This window comes from Mycobacterium sp. RTGN4, from assembly GCF_033804635.1.
Taxonomy (GTDB): Bacteria; Actinomycetota; Actinomycetes; order Mycobacteriales; family Mycobacteriaceae; genus Mycobacterium.
In genome coordinates this window covers 264686-278382 of the sequence record NZ_JAPZLB010000002.1, presented here as the reverse complement: position 1 = coordinate 278382, position 13697 = coordinate 264686, and the positions used below count along the sequence as shown (strand labels likewise).

The 13697-nt window shown below is 65.3% G+C and carries 13 protein-coding genes; 6 read left to right on the top strand and 7 right to left on the bottom strand.

What is annotated here, in order from left to right; genetic code table 11:
• The first annotated feature begins 193 nt into the window (after nt 1–193).
• The 4 genes from SLQ30_RS05270 (at nt 194) to SLQ30_RS05255 (ending at nt 5023) form a co-directional block, all read left to right on the top strand.
• Complete coding sequence (locus SLQ30_RS05270) at nt 194–928, top strand: TetR family transcriptional regulator (RefSeq protein ID WP_319447613.1); 735 nt, start codon at nt 194–196, stop codon at nt 926–928.
• An 87-nt stretch (nt 929–1015) separates the two neighbouring features.
• A complete protein-coding gene (locus SLQ30_RS05265; protein ID WP_319447614.1) occupies nt 1016–2515 on the top strand; it encodes an aldehyde dehydrogenase family protein in 1500 nt (499 codons plus the stop codon).
• A gap of 35 nt (nt 2516–2550) precedes the next feature.
• Nucleotides 2551–3642 carry a Zn-dependent alcohol dehydrogenase gene (locus tag SLQ30_RS05260; protein WP_319447615.1) on the top strand — a complete coding sequence of 364 codons (1092 nt, stop codon included), beginning with the start codon at nt 2551–2553 and terminating at the stop codon, nt 3640–3642.
• Nucleotides 3643–3658: 16 nt separating this feature from the next.
• Complete coding sequence (locus SLQ30_RS05255; protein ID WP_413467932.1) at nt 3659–5023, top strand: secreted hydrolase; 1365 nt, start codon at nt 3659–3661, stop codon at nt 5021–5023.
• Here SLQ30_RS05255 and SLQ30_RS05250 read toward each other — a convergent pair.
• From SLQ30_RS05250 to SLQ30_RS05240, 3 genes are read right to left on the bottom strand one after another with little or no spacing between them, the layout of a single operon-like run.
• Nucleotides 5020–6177 carry a cytochrome P450 gene (locus SLQ30_RS05250; RefSeq protein ID WP_319447617.1) on the bottom strand — a complete coding sequence of 386 codons (1158 nt, stop codon included), beginning with the start codon at nt 6175–6177 and terminating at the stop codon, nt 5020–5022. The genes SLQ30_RS05255 and SLQ30_RS05250 overlap by 4 nt on opposite strands.
• On the bottom strand, nt 6174–6728 hold the full coding sequence (locus SLQ30_RS05245) for a TetR/AcrR family transcriptional regulator (RefSeq protein WP_319447618.1): 555 nt from the start codon (nt 6726–6728) through the stop codon (nt 6174–6176). The genes SLQ30_RS05250 and SLQ30_RS05245 overlap by 4 nt, the downstream gene beginning before the upstream one ends.
• A 7-nt stretch (nt 6729–6735) precedes the next feature.
• On the bottom strand, nt 6736–7728 hold the full coding sequence (locus SLQ30_RS05240; protein ID WP_319447619.1) for an NAD-dependent epimerase/dehydratase family protein: 993 nt from the start codon (nt 7726–7728) through the stop codon (nt 6736–6738).
• An 88-nt stretch (nt 7729–7816) separates the two neighbouring features.
• On the opposite strand from SLQ30_RS05240, the gene SLQ30_RS05235 reads away from it, so the two are divergent.
• On the top strand, nt 7817–8623 hold the full coding sequence (locus SLQ30_RS05235; protein WP_319447620.1) for an SDR family NAD(P)-dependent oxidoreductase: 807 nt from the start codon (nt 7817–7819) through the stop codon (nt 8621–8623).
• Nucleotides 8624–8637: 14 nt separating this feature from the next.
• On the opposite strand, the gene SLQ30_RS05230 is transcribed toward SLQ30_RS05235, so the two are convergent.
• The 4 genes from SLQ30_RS05230 to SLQ30_RS05215 are packed head-to-tail and all read right to left on the bottom strand — an operon-like array spanning nt 8638 to nt 12460.
• Nucleotides 8638–9441, bottom strand: coding sequence for an SDR family NAD(P)-dependent oxidoreductase (locus SLQ30_RS05230; RefSeq protein WP_319447621.1), 804 nt, complete (start codon nt 9439–9441; stop codon nt 8638–8640).
• Nucleotides 9442–9449: 8 nt separating this feature from the next.
• Nucleotides 9450–10106, bottom strand: coding sequence for a TetR/AcrR family transcriptional regulator (locus SLQ30_RS05225; protein WP_319447622.1), 657 nt, complete (start codon nt 10104–10106; stop codon nt 9450–9452).
• A gap of 6 nt (nt 10107–10112) precedes the next feature.
• A complete protein-coding gene (locus tag SLQ30_RS05220) occupies nt 10113–11258 on the bottom strand; it encodes a sulfotransferase (RefSeq protein ID WP_319447623.1) in 1146 nt (381 codons plus the stop codon).
• Nucleotides 11255–12460 (bottom strand): DUF1214 domain-containing protein, encoded by a 1206-nt coding sequence (locus SLQ30_RS05215; RefSeq protein WP_319447681.1) that lies wholly within the window; start codon nt 12458–12460, stop codon nt 11255–11257. Before SLQ30_RS05215 ends, SLQ30_RS05220 begins: the two co-directional genes overlap by 4 nt.
• A gap of 333 nt (nt 12461–12793) precedes the next feature.
• Here SLQ30_RS05215 and SLQ30_RS05210 point away from each other — a divergent pair, with 333 nt between their 5' ends.
• Nucleotides 12794–13693, top strand: coding sequence for a class I SAM-dependent methyltransferase (locus SLQ30_RS05210; RefSeq protein ID WP_319447624.1), 900 nt, complete (start codon nt 12794–12796; stop codon nt 13691–13693).
• The last annotated feature ends 4 nt before the right edge of the window (nt 13694–13697 follow it).

The following is a 13697-nucleotide window of genomic DNA, read 5'->3' as shown; positions in this document are numbered from 1 at the left end:
TCGTCGCTTCTCGAGTCAGCGGCTATGTATCTTAGCGATAATAGCAATTTAGCAAAAATAGCGTTGCGCGCGGCCCTGGCGAAACGTGCCCGACGACGGATTCCATCCTCGCGATTTACGGTACGTCATACCGTATTGACGACGTGTGCCATGTACCATTGGGAGTTCGACGTGGTGCAAGCTGGGAGGGACGATGGCGGAATCCAGCGCAGCGGCCAAGGCCGCTTCGCCGACGGCGCGTGGTGCAAAGCCCAAGCGCCGCCCACGCGGATCACTCGACATCGAGGAAATCATCACTGGCGCATTCGAGTTGGCGGACGAGGTGTCGATCGCCGGGCTGAGCATGCCAGTGCTCGCCAAGCACCTCGACGTTCCGGTCACGAGCATCTACTGGCACTTTCGCAAGAAGGAGCAGCTGCTCGACGCCATGACCGAACGGGCCACCAGGCAGTATCACTTCACAAATCCGTTCATCGACGGCGGCACCTGGCAAGAGGCGTTGCGCAACCACTTCCGCAAGATGCACCTCGTCTTCGGAGAGAATCCAGTGCTGTGCGAACTCATCCTGATGCGGACCGGGGAACTCAGCACGGAGGCCACCCAGACCTCGGTGAACAACCTGGAGAGCGTGATCAAGACGATGGTCGACGCGGGCTTCTCCGCGGACGACGCCCTGAGCATCTATCTTGCGCTGTCAGGGCACAGCCGAGGCACGTCGATGATCGAGCATCTGGACGCCAGCCAACGGCAGGACGGCGGTAGGCGCGCAACGGGAGTGAATGCCGACCACCCGCTGCTCCGCGAACTCGAGTACAACGGGCACTCCATCGACGGCATCGAGTTCGAGTTCACGCTCGAGGCGATCATCGCCCGCGCGGAGCACGTCCTCGCCCAGTCCGACAAGAGGAAGCCCACCCGCAAGAAGTAGGGGTTGCTTCACGGCTCGTTGACACGTCGTTACCGTAAGACATACCGTTGCCACGGAATCATCGAGTCAGCGCGCCTAGGAGCCGACATGACCACCAGCACAGCGGTCAACGCTCGCGCCGCGGCAAGGGCTGAGTCGCGCATGTTGATCGACGGCGAGCTCCGGGAGGCGCAGTCCGGAGCCAGGTTCGACAACCTCAGCCCTGCTACCGGCAAGGTGCTCGGCAGCACCGCAGCAGCGGCGGCGTCCGACATGGACGACGCGATCGGCGCGGCACGCCGTGCGTTCGACGACACCGACTGGAAGTCGAACCGCGAGCTGCGCAAGCGCTGCCTGCTCCAACTCCAGGCGGCCCTCGAACGGGAACGTGAAGAACTTCGCGACGAGCTCATCGCCGAAGTTGGTTGCCCAGCGATGACCACCACCATGGCCCAGGTCGACTGGCCGATGGCCGACGCGCTCACCTACCCCGCCGGATTGATCGCTTCGTTCGGCTGGGAACGCGAACTCGGTGCGGGTACGGCGGGCGGAGACAACCAACGTCGTGTGGTCAAGGAGCCGATGGGCGTGGTCGCTGCCATCGCGCCGTGGAACTACCCGTTCGAGATCGTCTCGAACAAGTTGGGCCAGGCCCTGGCGACCGGCAATACCGTTGTGCTCAAACCGGATCCGCACACTCCGTGGAGCTCCACTCGAATCGGCCGGTTGATCGCCGAGCACACCGACATACCAGCCGGCGTGGTCAACGTCGTCACGACACCCGACAACGCCGTCGCCGAACTACTCGTCACCGATCCAAGAGTCGACCAGGTGTCGTTCACTGGTTCGACCGACGTGGGTCGACTCATCGCACGCAAGGGCGCCGAAACGCTCAAGCGGGTGTTCCTCGAACTCGGTGGCAAGTCGGCAATGGTCGTGCTCGACGACGCCGACCTCGACGCCGTGCTGCCCAACACCGCCCAGGTCTGTTTTCACGCGGGTCAGGGCTGCGCAGTCAACACCAGGCTGTTGGTGCCCGCCAAGCTGTTCGACACAGTGCTCGAGAAGGTCGTCGAACTCTTCGGATTCTTCGCACCGGGCGACCCAGCCAGTCCGGACACGCTGCTCGGCCCGGTGATCAGTCCGCGACAACGTGACCGCATCATCGGTTTCGTGGACCGCGCCAAAGCCGCTGGCGCCGACATCGTCACCGGCGGAGCGGCGCCCGCCAACCTCGATCCCGAGCTCGCAGGCGGCAACTACGTCCTGCCAACACTGGTTGCAGGCGTTGACAACTCCGCGGAAATCGCACGCAGCGAGGTCTTCGGTCCCGTGATGGTGATCCTGCCCTACCACGACGAGGCCGAGGCGCTGGCGATCACCAACGACAGTGAGTACGGGCTATCCGGATCGGTGTTCTCGTCGTCGCAAGAACGGGGCATGGCCTTCGCCGCCGCCGTACGGGCCGGATCCTTCAACGTCAACGGTGGGCTCTTCTACGGCGCCGACGCACCCTACGGCGGTTACAAGGCAAGCGGCATCGGCCGACAGAACGGCGTCGAAGGCTTCGAGCAGTACCTGGAAACCAAGACCATCGGCTACCGCTGAGTCGTGATCAACGGACCGAGAGGTAGAAACTGACGATGAGCGAACGCGCAGCCATTCTCCGTGCCATCGGAGCGCCACTGCAAGTCGAGGACATCACGCTCGCACCGCTTGCGCCCGACCAGGTCCGGGTTCGCATCGCCGCCAGTGGCGTCTGCCACTCCGACCTGTCCCAAGCCACCGGGGTCTTGCCCGCAGGCACCCCGTGCGTGCTCGGGCACGAGGGCGCGGGCGTCATCGAGGCCGTGGGATCCGAGGTCCACCACGTCGCGCCAGGCGACCACGTCGTGATTGCCTGGGTTGCGGCCTGTGGGCAATGTTGGTTCTGCCAACGCGGCGAAGTGCACCTGTGCCGCAACGCGATCCGCGACAGCTACTCGATGCCGTACGCCACCGACGCCGAGGGCGCGGCGCTGTTCACCTCGATGGGCGTCTCGAGCTTCTCGACTGCCACGAACTGTCTGGCGCGCGCTGTCATCCCGATCGACGCCGACATCCCCCTGGAGATTGCGTCGCTGATCGGCTGCGGCGTCGCCACCGGGGCCGGGGCCGCGCTCAACACCGCACCGGTGGAACACGGCAGCTCTGTGGCGATCATCGGACTCGGCGGCGTCGGGCTGGCCTCGCTGATGGCTGCGAAGGTCCGCGGTGCAGCGGAGCTCATCGCCGTCGACCCTGTGGCGTCGCGCCGCGACGCAGCGATCTCGTTGGGCGCCACTCACGCCGTCGACCCGGCCGACGGTGACGTCGCCAAACAGATCCGTGCGATCACGGGCCGCCGCGGCGCGGACTACATCTTCGAAGCCGTTGGCCGCCAGGCCACCATCGAGACCGCGGTCGAAGCCACTCGCCGCGGTGGCACCACGTGCATCGTCGGCGCTTCGCCTCCCGACGAACGCATTTCGTTGTCGGCCTACGACCTGTACATGCACGGTAAGACCCTGGTCGGATGCCAGTACGGTTCGGTGGTCCCCGGTCGGGACTTCCCGCTGCTGCTCAACCTCTGGCGCACCGGACGACTTCCGTTGGAGCAGCTGATCACTGGGCGGATCGCGCTCGACGACGTGAACGCCGCGTTCGAGGATCTGGTCCGGGGTGCCGGAATCCGGTCCGTGATCGTCAACGAGTGAATCGAGGCAGGTGCACATGGACATGACCGACTGGCGTCGCTATCCGTATCGATTGGTGCCCGGTGACGCGCAGCTCGACTTTCCGGCGGCCGAGGGCACCCATCCGGACTACGAATCCGACACCTGGTATCTCGCAGGATTTCTGACGGCACCGAACTCCGGGCGCAAGTTCGCGTTCATCACGATCTTCAACCGGAACCGGCCCGGCGGTGAAGTGATCGCCGACTTCCACACGTTCGCGCTGTTCGACGTCGAGCGGGGCACCTACGGCACCTTCACCGACTACGACATGCCGCCGAAGAACATGGAGCCGGGCGCCCGGCCCAAACTGACCACCGCCGAAGGGCACCTGGACCTGCGGTACGAGAGCAGCGCGGGCACCACCACCTGGACGGCGTGCCGCGACAGCAGTGGCCAGTTGATCCCCTACACCTACGACTACGCCGCCTTCGGACGCGATAAGGACGGCGCTGCAATGGAATTGCGGCTACACCTGACCCCGACGCGGCCGCCGGTGCCCGTCGGTGGGCCCGTCCACCACGGCAAGATCGTGGCGTGCCTCCAGGACAACACCTACTCGTACTTCCAGACCGGTGTGCAAATGACTGGAACGTTGCGCTGGGGCGACTTGGAGGAACAGGTCTTCGGCGACTCCGGCCACATCGATCGCCAGTGGTTCCCGCAGTACGCCGGTGGCGGGGCGACGGGCGGCGACGCGCGTGGACAGGCGCACGAGTGGCACACGATCAGCCTCGACAACGGTGTCGACCTCGGCGTGTGGCGGCAGTTCGACCGCAGGATCGGCAATGCCCTTGTGCCGTTCACCGGGATCACCACCAGCCATGCCGACGGCACTCCACCGGAATGCTTCGAGGATCTTGAAGTGACCACGACCAGCTACGTGCGTTGGCCCGATGCGGTTCGCAGCCTGATGCGGCCGCCGTCCAAGCCCAGGTATCTGCCCGAGCGGCACACCCTGCGCTCCGCCGCACTCGAGCTGGAATTGACTGGTGAGCCACTGGTATTCGCGCCCGCACACGAGTTGCCCATCGAGTACCTGGAGGGTCCGTACCGCTACCACGGCACCATGCGCGGTGAGCCGGTGACGGGCGTGGCGCTCTACGAGGCCACCAATGCGATGTACCGGGACTGGGAGCTCATCGATGTGCTCGTCACGCAGGTTGCCGCCGCGCATGCTGATTCCGACGAACTTCGTACCGCGCTCGACGAAGCCCGCGCACTCGTCGGCCGCCGCAACGACGCGGTGACCCTGGACTTCTTGCGCGACGAAGTGCGGCCGTTGCTCATATCACTCCAGGCGGACGGGCTGCTCGAATTGCTCGGCGACCTGACGGACGCGGTGCGTAACGGTCTTCGCTAGGGCTGCAAAAGGATCGGTAGTTTGACCGTTTCCCGCAGCAGTGTCGATGCGCCCATCTCGACCCCGTCGAGCACGGAATAGTTCGGCCACCGTCGCAACACCTCGGTGAAGACGACTTTCGCCTCCAACCGGGCCAACTGGGCGCCGAGGCAGAAGTGTTCACCGATGCCGAAGGCCAGATGAGGATTCGGAGACCGGCTCGTATCGAATTCGCCTGCATCCGAACCGAACACCGCCTCGTCCCGGTTTGCGGCCGCATACAGCATGACCAGGTACTGGTCCGCGTCGACATCCGTTCCACCGAGTGTTACCGGGCAGGTGGTGGTGCGCGCCATCGCGACGATCGGTGTGATCCAGCGCAGCATCTCCTCGACCGCGACGGGAATCAGCGCTTCGTCCGCGGCGAGCCTCGCGCGCTGTTCCGGATGCTCGGCAAGGGCGACCAGGCCGCCGCTGATGAGGTGTCGGGTGGTCTCGTTGCCTGCCACCAAGAGGCTCATGCAGAAGCCGAGTTCTTCCGCTCGTGTCAGCTCGGCATCCGCGGTGATCGCGGTGAGCAGATCCTCTGGCGGGTCCGATTCGCTAGCCCGCGCATCAAGTTTGGCGTTGAAGTACACGAAGAAGTCGATGGCGGCCATGGCGCGCGGGTCTGTCGGATCGGTCGCGGCGATGGCAATCGCGTCGGACCACGTGCGGAAGGTCGGCAGATCTTCGGCAGGCACTCCGAGCATGTGCGCGATCATCAGGATCGGCACTGGCGCGCTGATCGCGTCCACGGCGTCGACCGGCGCGGCCGGGTCGATGGCGTCGAGCACGTCGGCGACGATGCTCTCAAGAATCGGCGTGAGCTCCGCGACCCTGCGCACGGTGAACCCCCGGTTGACGATGCGCCGCATCGCGACGTGACGCGGTGGGTCGACGTAGAGGATGGATTCCGTGCCGGTCACGGTCCGCTTCAGGTCACCGATCAAGACGCCCTTCGACGAACTGAAGCTCGCGGGATCCTTGCTGATCCGCACAATGTCGTCATGCGCCGCGATCGTCCAGAAGCCCGCCTCCTGCTTGGCGACGGGGCAGCCACGGCGCAGCGCGGCGAGCTCGTCGTCGGGCCCCCGCTGCCAAAACTCTGGATCTTGGACGTTCGGTATCTTCATGCGATTGGCCTCCTTGCAGGCAATCCGGCGGCGGCACGTAGCTGGCTGCGCACCCCACCGCCTTTGGCGTCAGGAAACGTGTAGTGGCTCAACGCGATTCGAGCGATCGCGCCCGCCAGGTCTGCAGGATCCACTCCGGCGGCGACACCGTGTTCGCGTGCGCACCGTTGCACGACGACCATCAAGCCGTCGGTCATCATCGGCAACGCCTGTGCCATCTGCTCGTACGCGAAGCCCGGTTCGAGGTCGAGGAGCCGCCCTGGCGGTTGGTCCTCGACGAAGGTCGCGACGACGTCAACCGCGGCTTCCAGCCGTGCGGCCCCCTCGACGCCGACCATCGCGTCGTCCATCGCCGCGTTGAAGCGCCGGTACTCGCGCTTGCCCAACGCATCGATCAGCTCCTCCTTGGACACGAAGTAGCGATAGATGGTGGGCCGGGATACCCCTGCCAGTGTTGCGACGTCCGACAGCGACAGCTTCCTTGCGCCTGTCCGGAACACCAGGCGTTGGGCGGCGTCAAGGATCCGATCGGACAAATCTGGCGCTGTCACGGCGTGCTCAGTTCAGCCGGCCGAGTCCGCGCAACCACGGGATCAGTTGGCGCAGTCCGTCGTCGAAGGACATCGGGTGGTAGTCGAGCCTTCGTGTGGTCAGGTTGTCCTTCGTCCTCGGGTTGCGCACGTCCTTTGCCGCGGCCTCGGCGATAGCCATCAGAGTGGGGCCGAACTCGGCGGTCAATGCCTCGGGATCCGCGCGATAGTCGAGATCCTCGACACGGTGGTCGATTCCGGCGAGCTCGCACGCGCGGTTGATACCGGCTGCGGTGCTGATGGTGTCCTCGGGCTGACCGATCAACAGGTAGCGCTCACCCGCAACGCCGTGATCCAGGGCGGCGATCGAGCCCTTCGCGACGTCCGCCCCCGACACCCACGTCACGGGAAAAGCCAAGTAGCGCTTGATCCTTCCGCGCATACCCGCCAGCAGGACCCGGTTGAAGCTGGTCCGGTGCAGGGCGCGCTCGACGACGATACCCGGGCCGAAGATAGCGCCGGGATGACACGTCAGCACGTCCTCACCGGCGGCCGCCCGGTCGTGTGCCTCGATGAACGCCGCCAGCTTCGTGACCGTGTACGGGTCGTCGGGCGGATCCTCGAGCACCGGCGCATCCTCGAAGTCGCGGTCGGTGGTCAGGTTGATGAAGGTGGCCGTGCTGAGCGCGACAACTCGCCGCATGCCGAGCGCCAGTCCTGCGTCGAGGACGTTCGTGGTGCCGACCATGTTGACGGCCTTGAAGTCGTCAATGTCCTGACTGGCGCCGCCGAGCAGCGCCGCACAATGGATCGCGGCCTCGGCTCCTTTGGCCGCGCGCAGTACGTCGTCGGCATCGCTGATGTCGCCCTTGACCAGCTCGACGCCGATGTCTGCCAGCGCGGTGGCCTCGTCCGGATTTCGCACCAGCGCGCGGACGTGGTCGCCGCGTTCGATCAGCTGCTCGCAGACGTTGCTCCCAGTCTGCCCGGTGGCACCGGTGACAAAGATCGTGCTGGTCATGGACTCTCCGTCCTTACGACTGTTACAACTACAACATATTAAGTAAAGAATGTAACACTCGACCAGGCCTTGTTCTATAGTCGCGGACATGAGCATCGATCCGTCCAAGATCCTTCTCACCGACCGCGTCGCGGTGGTCACCGGCGGTGGCGCCGGCATCGGCCGCGGCATCGCGGCGGGGCTGAAGGCCTTCGGCGCGAGGGTGGCGATTTGGGAACGCAACGCCGAGCCCTGCGCATCCGCCGCCGAGGAAATCGGCGCGCTCGGCATCACGACCGACGTGCGCGACAGCGGCTCGGTGGACGCCGCCCTTGCGCAGACCGTCGCCGAACTCGGCCCCGTCACCATCCTGGTCAACAATGCGGGCGGAGTCTTCTGGTCGGGGATCCTCGACACCACCGAGAACGGTTGGGACGCGCTGTACAAATCCAACTTGCGGCACGTCTACCTCTGCACCCAGCGGGTGGCCCGCGGTCTCGTCGAGCAGAAGTTGCCCGGCAGCATCATCAGCGTCACGTCGATCGAGGGTGTGCGCGCCGCACCGGGTTACGCGGCATACGCCGCGGCCAAGGCAGGCGTCATCAACTACACCAAGACGGCCGCGCTCGAACTCGCCCCGCACGGCATCAGGGTCAACGCGCTAGCCCCCGACATCACCCTGACAGAAGGGATGCGGCAAGTCGCGCCGCCGGGGTCCGAGGAGCGCTTCGGGTTCACCGTGCCGATGGGCCGCGCGGGCCACGTCGACGAGATGGCCGGCGCAGCAGTGTTTCTCGCGTCTGAACTGTCCAGCTACATCACCGGTCAGACCATCCACGTCGACGGTGGAACCCAAGCCTCCAGTGGCTGGTACCACCACCCGGAGACAGGCGCCTACGCGTTGGGACCGAGCTAACCCTGCGGTTTCAGTCAGACGAAGTCCGAGCCGCCGTCGACGTTGACGGTGGCACCAGTGACGTACCCGTTCCGCCGCGACGCCAGGTACGTCGTGATGGACGCGATCTCCTCCGGTAGGCCGGCGCGGCCGAGGTCGCACGGTTGGTGGAAGTTGTCGTCGATCCACGTCATCACGTCGACCGGGTTGGTCGCGTCGAGGCCGTCGGCAGCAAGGATGTCCTTGAGATTCTCCGTGAAACTGGCGGTGACGATGGTGCCGGGGCAGACGCAATTGACCAGAATGCCGTCCTTGGCAAGGCTTTTCGACAGATTCTTGGTGACGCTGCTCAGCGCCGCCTTCGACGCAGTGTACGCGACGATTCGTGGGTTCTGCCGCTGAATGGAATGCGCCGACAGGGTGACGATGCGCGCCCAGTCCGCGGCCCGCAGCATCGGGAGCGCAGCGCGGATCGACCGCACCCCCGACATGGTGCCGAGCGCGAACGCTGCGTCCCAGTCCTCGTCCGACATCTCCTCGAAGTAGCCGTCGCCCGGTCCGATGGTGTGGACGAGGCTGTTGAGCGCGCCCCACCGCTCGCGCACTTCCTCGAATCCCGCCGCGATCGAATGAGCGGAGGTCATGTCCACGCTGATGCCGACGGCGTCGGGAGCGCCCGCCGCGAGTAGGGACTCCGTGGCGGCATCGAGGGCTTCCCGGCCCCTCGCCATCACCGCGACGCGTGCCCCGTCAGCCGCCAACGTCTGTGCGATCGCCAACCCCATGCCCTTGCTTCCACCGGTCACGACGGCGGCGGCGCCTGCCAATCCGAGATCCATGAGCTCCCTTACTTCGCTTGGTGTCCGTCAACGATCGTGCGGACGGTCTCTGGCGCGACTCCGAGCCCGCGCAGACAGAACCGTTGGACGCGCTCCCGGAGTTCGTTCTGGTCGCAACTGCCCGTCGCCCACTGTCTTTCGACGTTTGACCAGACGACACCCTGTATCGACAGTGCTTCGCTGTCGGGGTCGATCTCGGTGAACTGCCCCAGTTCCCGCCCGCGCGCCAGCTGTTCGACGAGCGGACGCAGAATCTCGCCGTAGGCGGGTCCGATCAGCTCCGGCGATGCGAACATCTGCGACTGCGCCTCCACCGACATCTGGCGGAGATCCGATCGGAGCTCGTCGTTGAAGGCGAGTTCCAGCCGGCCGTCGATCCAAGCGGCCACGGCGCCAACGGGATCCGACGCATCGGCCATCCGACGCCGAAGCCGCAACATCTCGACGCTGGCCATCCCCAGGAATACTGCGGCTACCAGCTCGTCCTTGGAGCCGAAGTGTCGGTAGAACGCCCGCGTGCTCAGCTGCGCCCGGTCCAGCACCTGCGCGATGCTGAACCCGCGAACACCCTCCTCGCGGACGATCTTCGAGGCTGCCGCGAGAATGGCCACGCGTACTTGCGGATCGGGTTCGAGCTTCCTGCGCCCGCCGGTGTTGGCTTCCATACGCCGTCAGGCCGAGGCGTCGTAGGTGGCCAGGTAGTCGCTGAACGCCTCGCGCACCTGCCCTTCGGTGAGCCCGAAATCGGCCAACTCGTAGGTGTGCGTGCCACGTGCGCCCGGCTTGTGCCCGTCCGCCCACTGCTGCACCTTCGCCCGCGCAGCTGCGTTGAACTCAAGGCCCAGCTTCTGGTAGCTGTCGGCCACCGTCTTCACGGAGTCGGTCTGCAGGTCTGCGAACGACACGTCCACGAAACGGTCGTCGCCGAACTTCTTGCGGAACTCCATGGCCCGTCCGATGCCCTTGGCCCACCATGCCAGCTGCTCGGCGCCCAGTTCGTGCGGATCCTTGCGGTCGCTGCTCCAGCTACGGATGTAGGAGATCAAGCTGCACACCGATCCCAACACCTTCGCCGGATCCCGGTGGCTCCATAGGAATTTGGCATTGGGGTACACCTCGACGAAGGCGTCGAGGGCGAACATGTGCACCGGGGTGCGCAGGTGCCACAGATTAGGCTTGCAGTGCCACTGCAGCAGTTTGAGCACCTGCTCGTGATACTCGTACGTCTCGCGCATGTCGGCTTCCAGCAGCCATTCGATGTAGCTGGGCACCCGGACCACGCCGTCGAAGTGGTAGGTCCGGAAGCTCATGCCCATCAGGTCCTGGCATTCGGTCGCGGCCTCGGGTTCCGACGAGTTCATCGCCTGGAAGTCGGGGAACATGCTGTCGATCATCGCGATGCCCTCGGCAGCTTGCGCGATCCGCGGGTCCGTGTACTGCGTCGCGGCTTCTGGCGGAGGGGTTGGGGCTTGCGACTCCCATGTACGCAGCGATCGGAACTGCGGGTCGTTGGCGATCAACTGGCCCAAAGCCGTTGTCCCGGTGCGTGGTAGCCCGAGGATGACGACCGGACCGTCCACTACCTCATCGGCGATCTCGGGATGCTGTTTGTAGGTGTCGATGATCTTGAGCCGCTGGATGAGGGCGTTGCTGATGGTGGCGTGCTGGATGACGTTGCCCATGTCATTCAGGTCAGCCTCGTTGTTCAGCCCCTCTACGGTGCGTTCGAGTCCCTCGCGGTAGTAAGACGATCCGAAGTCGTCCAAGCCCGTCGCGGCGCGCGCGCCGGCTTCCAGTTCGTCGGCAGAGAAACTCATCGGTAGAACCTCTCCTGTACGGCACGGCGACGCGCGGCAATGACCTTGGCGCGTTCGTCCGGACTGGTCATCGTGGTATTGGCAGGCAATGCCGATTGGACTTCGTCGATCTTGACGATTCGGGTACTCGGCACCGGAGCGGATTCGGTTCGCACACACCGCAACAGCATCGCCCCGTTGCTGTGCCCGGTGGTGTCGAGCCAGTTCGCCACGCCCGGATCGCGAGCGGACAGCACGAAGCGCACCATCCCGTCGGGATCCACCACCGCCTGATACCCGTTGAGGCTGGACTGGTGGCGCCCGTAGTGGATGGTCTCGAGCCACGGGTTGCCGAGCGAGATGCTCCAGTAGACGCCCTTGGGCGGTTCGAACTCGAGTACCAGTGCCTCGTCGGGTTCGAGCTCGAATCGTCCTATGACGGGCCGGTTCTCGGCGGCCGCCCCCATGGACGACATATCCATCGGCGGCACGAAGCCGTTGGCCTGCGGCATGGCGCCGAAGTCGAGGAAGAACTTCAGATTGTCGTAGACGAACTCCCCGACCGCGTACAGCTGACGCGCCACCGAGACGTCGAGCGCGACCGGGCGGTCCTCCGGTTGGACCTCGGCGCCGACGCGCTCGATCTTCAGATCTGCTGGCACCTCGGTGTCCCAGTCGTACAGGAAGTTTCGCACCGTCAGCGTCGGATGATCGCCCGCCACCTTCAGCCAGTTGCCATCGTGGGAGTCTGCCGAGAGGATCGCCTCGAAGTTGCCGTCGGCGTCGACCTCGAGTTCGTCGACCAGGACGTTGGAGGTCGCTGCCATGCCGTCCATCGTCTGCAGTCCGACGTAACGTGCCGTGCCCCGATTGCCGAACAGGCGATAGGTCTCGCCCGGCCGGAGACTCGCGTTCATGTACACACAGTCCGGGCACTCCAGGCCCCACGTGACGATGTCGTCCATCTTGGCGCGAGTGACCGCCAGCACCGGATCGGGATCCACGCGCAGCGCGATGTCGATGCCCACCGCGAGCAGCACCATCAGGTGGCGCATGCCTGCGCCGAAGTCCAGCCGGTTCTTGTTCACCGGGGTGCACACCACCAACTGCTGGGCGGCGGTCAAGCGTTCTTGCAGGTGAGCCCAGGCCGCGACGAGTTCGGGATCCTCATCCTCGCCGCCCGACAGCGCGAACTCCGCGATGGAGAACGGCAGCCACGCCATGGGATTCTTCCAGGCGGGGTCCGCCACGGTGCCTCCTGCTGCTGCGCGTCGATGACTGAAAACGCTGTTTTCACTTGCGGTCCGTTGACTATCACACCGGGTGGGGCCGTTGTCAATGAATCGGGGCGCACGCTCGGCGTGGCCGGCGCCCGCCTCGTCGGCAGTGCCTCTGAAACTACCGAAGGTGCAGGCACTTTCGTGACAGCATCGCAGTGCGTGGAATGCTGGAGAAACACCAACCTTGACGGGCCGCACCGAAGCGGGCTATGAAGGAATGATTGTTGACTTAATCACCCAACAATGCGCTGTGTAGCGCCTGCGAGCGGAGGACGCGTGACACGATCAGCCGACGATTCGTGGGACATCGTCACCGGAGTCGGCAGCACCGCCGTCATCGTGGCGGCGTTCCGGGCCGAGGAGGCCAAGAGCGCAGCTCCGCTGGCCCGTGACGAGTTCGCCGAGCTACTCATCTCCACGCCCCAACTGAGCGAATTGCGCGAATCCATTTCGTCGGGCTGGGCGAGTTCGCCTGAGCAGCGGGAAGATTACCTGCGGCTGGTGAGCTATCACGCGGTCCGCACCCATTTCTTCGATCGGTTCTGCAGCGAGAGTTCAGCCGCAGGTATCGAGCAGGTCGTCATCCTGGCGGCCGGATTGGACTCCCGTGCATACCGATTGGGGTGGACGCCCCGTACCAGCGTCTACGAGATCGACATGCCGGAGGTGCTCGACTACAAGACCGACACGCTCGCGCTTCACCGCGTCGCCCCCAAGGTGAAGCGCTGCGCAATCGGCGTCGACCTGCGCACGGACTGGCCCTCGGCGCTGCGGGGGCAGGGCTTCGACGCGGCCCGCCCGTCGGCGTGGTTGATGGAAGGTCTGCTGCCGTTCTTGGATCCGCAGGCGCAACACTCGCTCTTCGGCCAACTCGACGCACTCAGTGCGCAAGGCAGTCGGGTCGGCGCAGAGGACTACAGCGGGGTCGGTTTGAAGCAGGCCATCGCCAAGCAACGCGACGCCGGGACTCCTACCGCGGACTCCGGCTTCGCACTGGACGACGTCTGGTCCGAGGACGCGGAGACCGACTGCGCAGCGTGGTTCGGCGCGCACGGGTGGCATTCCGAGGTGCTGGACAGCCGTCGGGAATCGGAGCGGCTGGGCCGACCGGTGCGCTCATTGCTTCGAGGCGACGATCCCGTGTTCGCCAACTTCATCACCGCCACGAAGGCGTAGCCAC

Excerpts from the sequence above, each read along its gene's own strand:
- SLQ30_RS05260 (WP_319447615.1), top strand. The coding sequence starts at position 2,551 with ATGAGCGAACGCGCAGCCATTCTCCGTGCCATCGGAGCGCCACTGCAA.
- SLQ30_RS05225 (WP_319447622.1), bottom strand. The coding sequence starts at position 10,106 with ATGGAAGCCAACACCGGCGGGCGCAGGAAGCTCGAACCCGATCCGCAA.
- SLQ30_RS05235 (WP_319447620.1), top strand. The coding sequence starts at position 7,817 with ATGAGCATCGATCCGTCCAAGATCCTTCTCACCGACCGCGTCGCGGTG.
- SLQ30_RS05215 (WP_319447681.1), bottom strand. The coding sequence starts at position 12,460 with ATGGCGTGGCTGCCGTTCTCCATCGCGGAGTTCGCGCTGTCGGGCGGC.
- SLQ30_RS05265 (WP_319447614.1), top strand. The coding sequence starts at position 1,016 with ATGACCACCAGCACAGCGGTCAACGCTCGCGCCGCGGCAAGGGCTGAG.
- SLQ30_RS05255 (WP_413467932.1), top strand. The coding sequence starts at position 3,659 with ATGGACATGACCGACTGGCGTCGCTATCCGTATCGATTGGTGCCCGGT.
- SLQ30_RS05240 (WP_319447619.1), bottom strand. The coding sequence starts at position 7,728 with ATGACCAGCACGATCTTTGTCACCGGTGCCACCGGGCAGACTGGGAGC.
- SLQ30_RS05220 (WP_319447623.1), bottom strand. The coding sequence starts at position 11,258 with ATGAGTTTCTCTGCCGACGAACTGGAAGCCGGCGCGCGCGCCGCGACG.
- SLQ30_RS05250 (WP_319447617.1), bottom strand. The coding sequence starts at position 6,177 with ATGAAGATACCGAACGTCCAAGATCCAGAGTTTTGGCAGCGGGGGCCC.
- SLQ30_RS05270 (WP_319447613.1), top strand. The coding sequence starts at position 194 with ATGGCGGAATCCAGCGCAGCGGCCAAGGCCGCTTCGCCGACGGCGCGT.
- SLQ30_RS05230 (WP_319447621.1), bottom strand. The coding sequence starts at position 9,441 with ATGGATCTCGGATTGGCAGGCGCCGCCGCCGTCGTGACCGGTGGAAGC.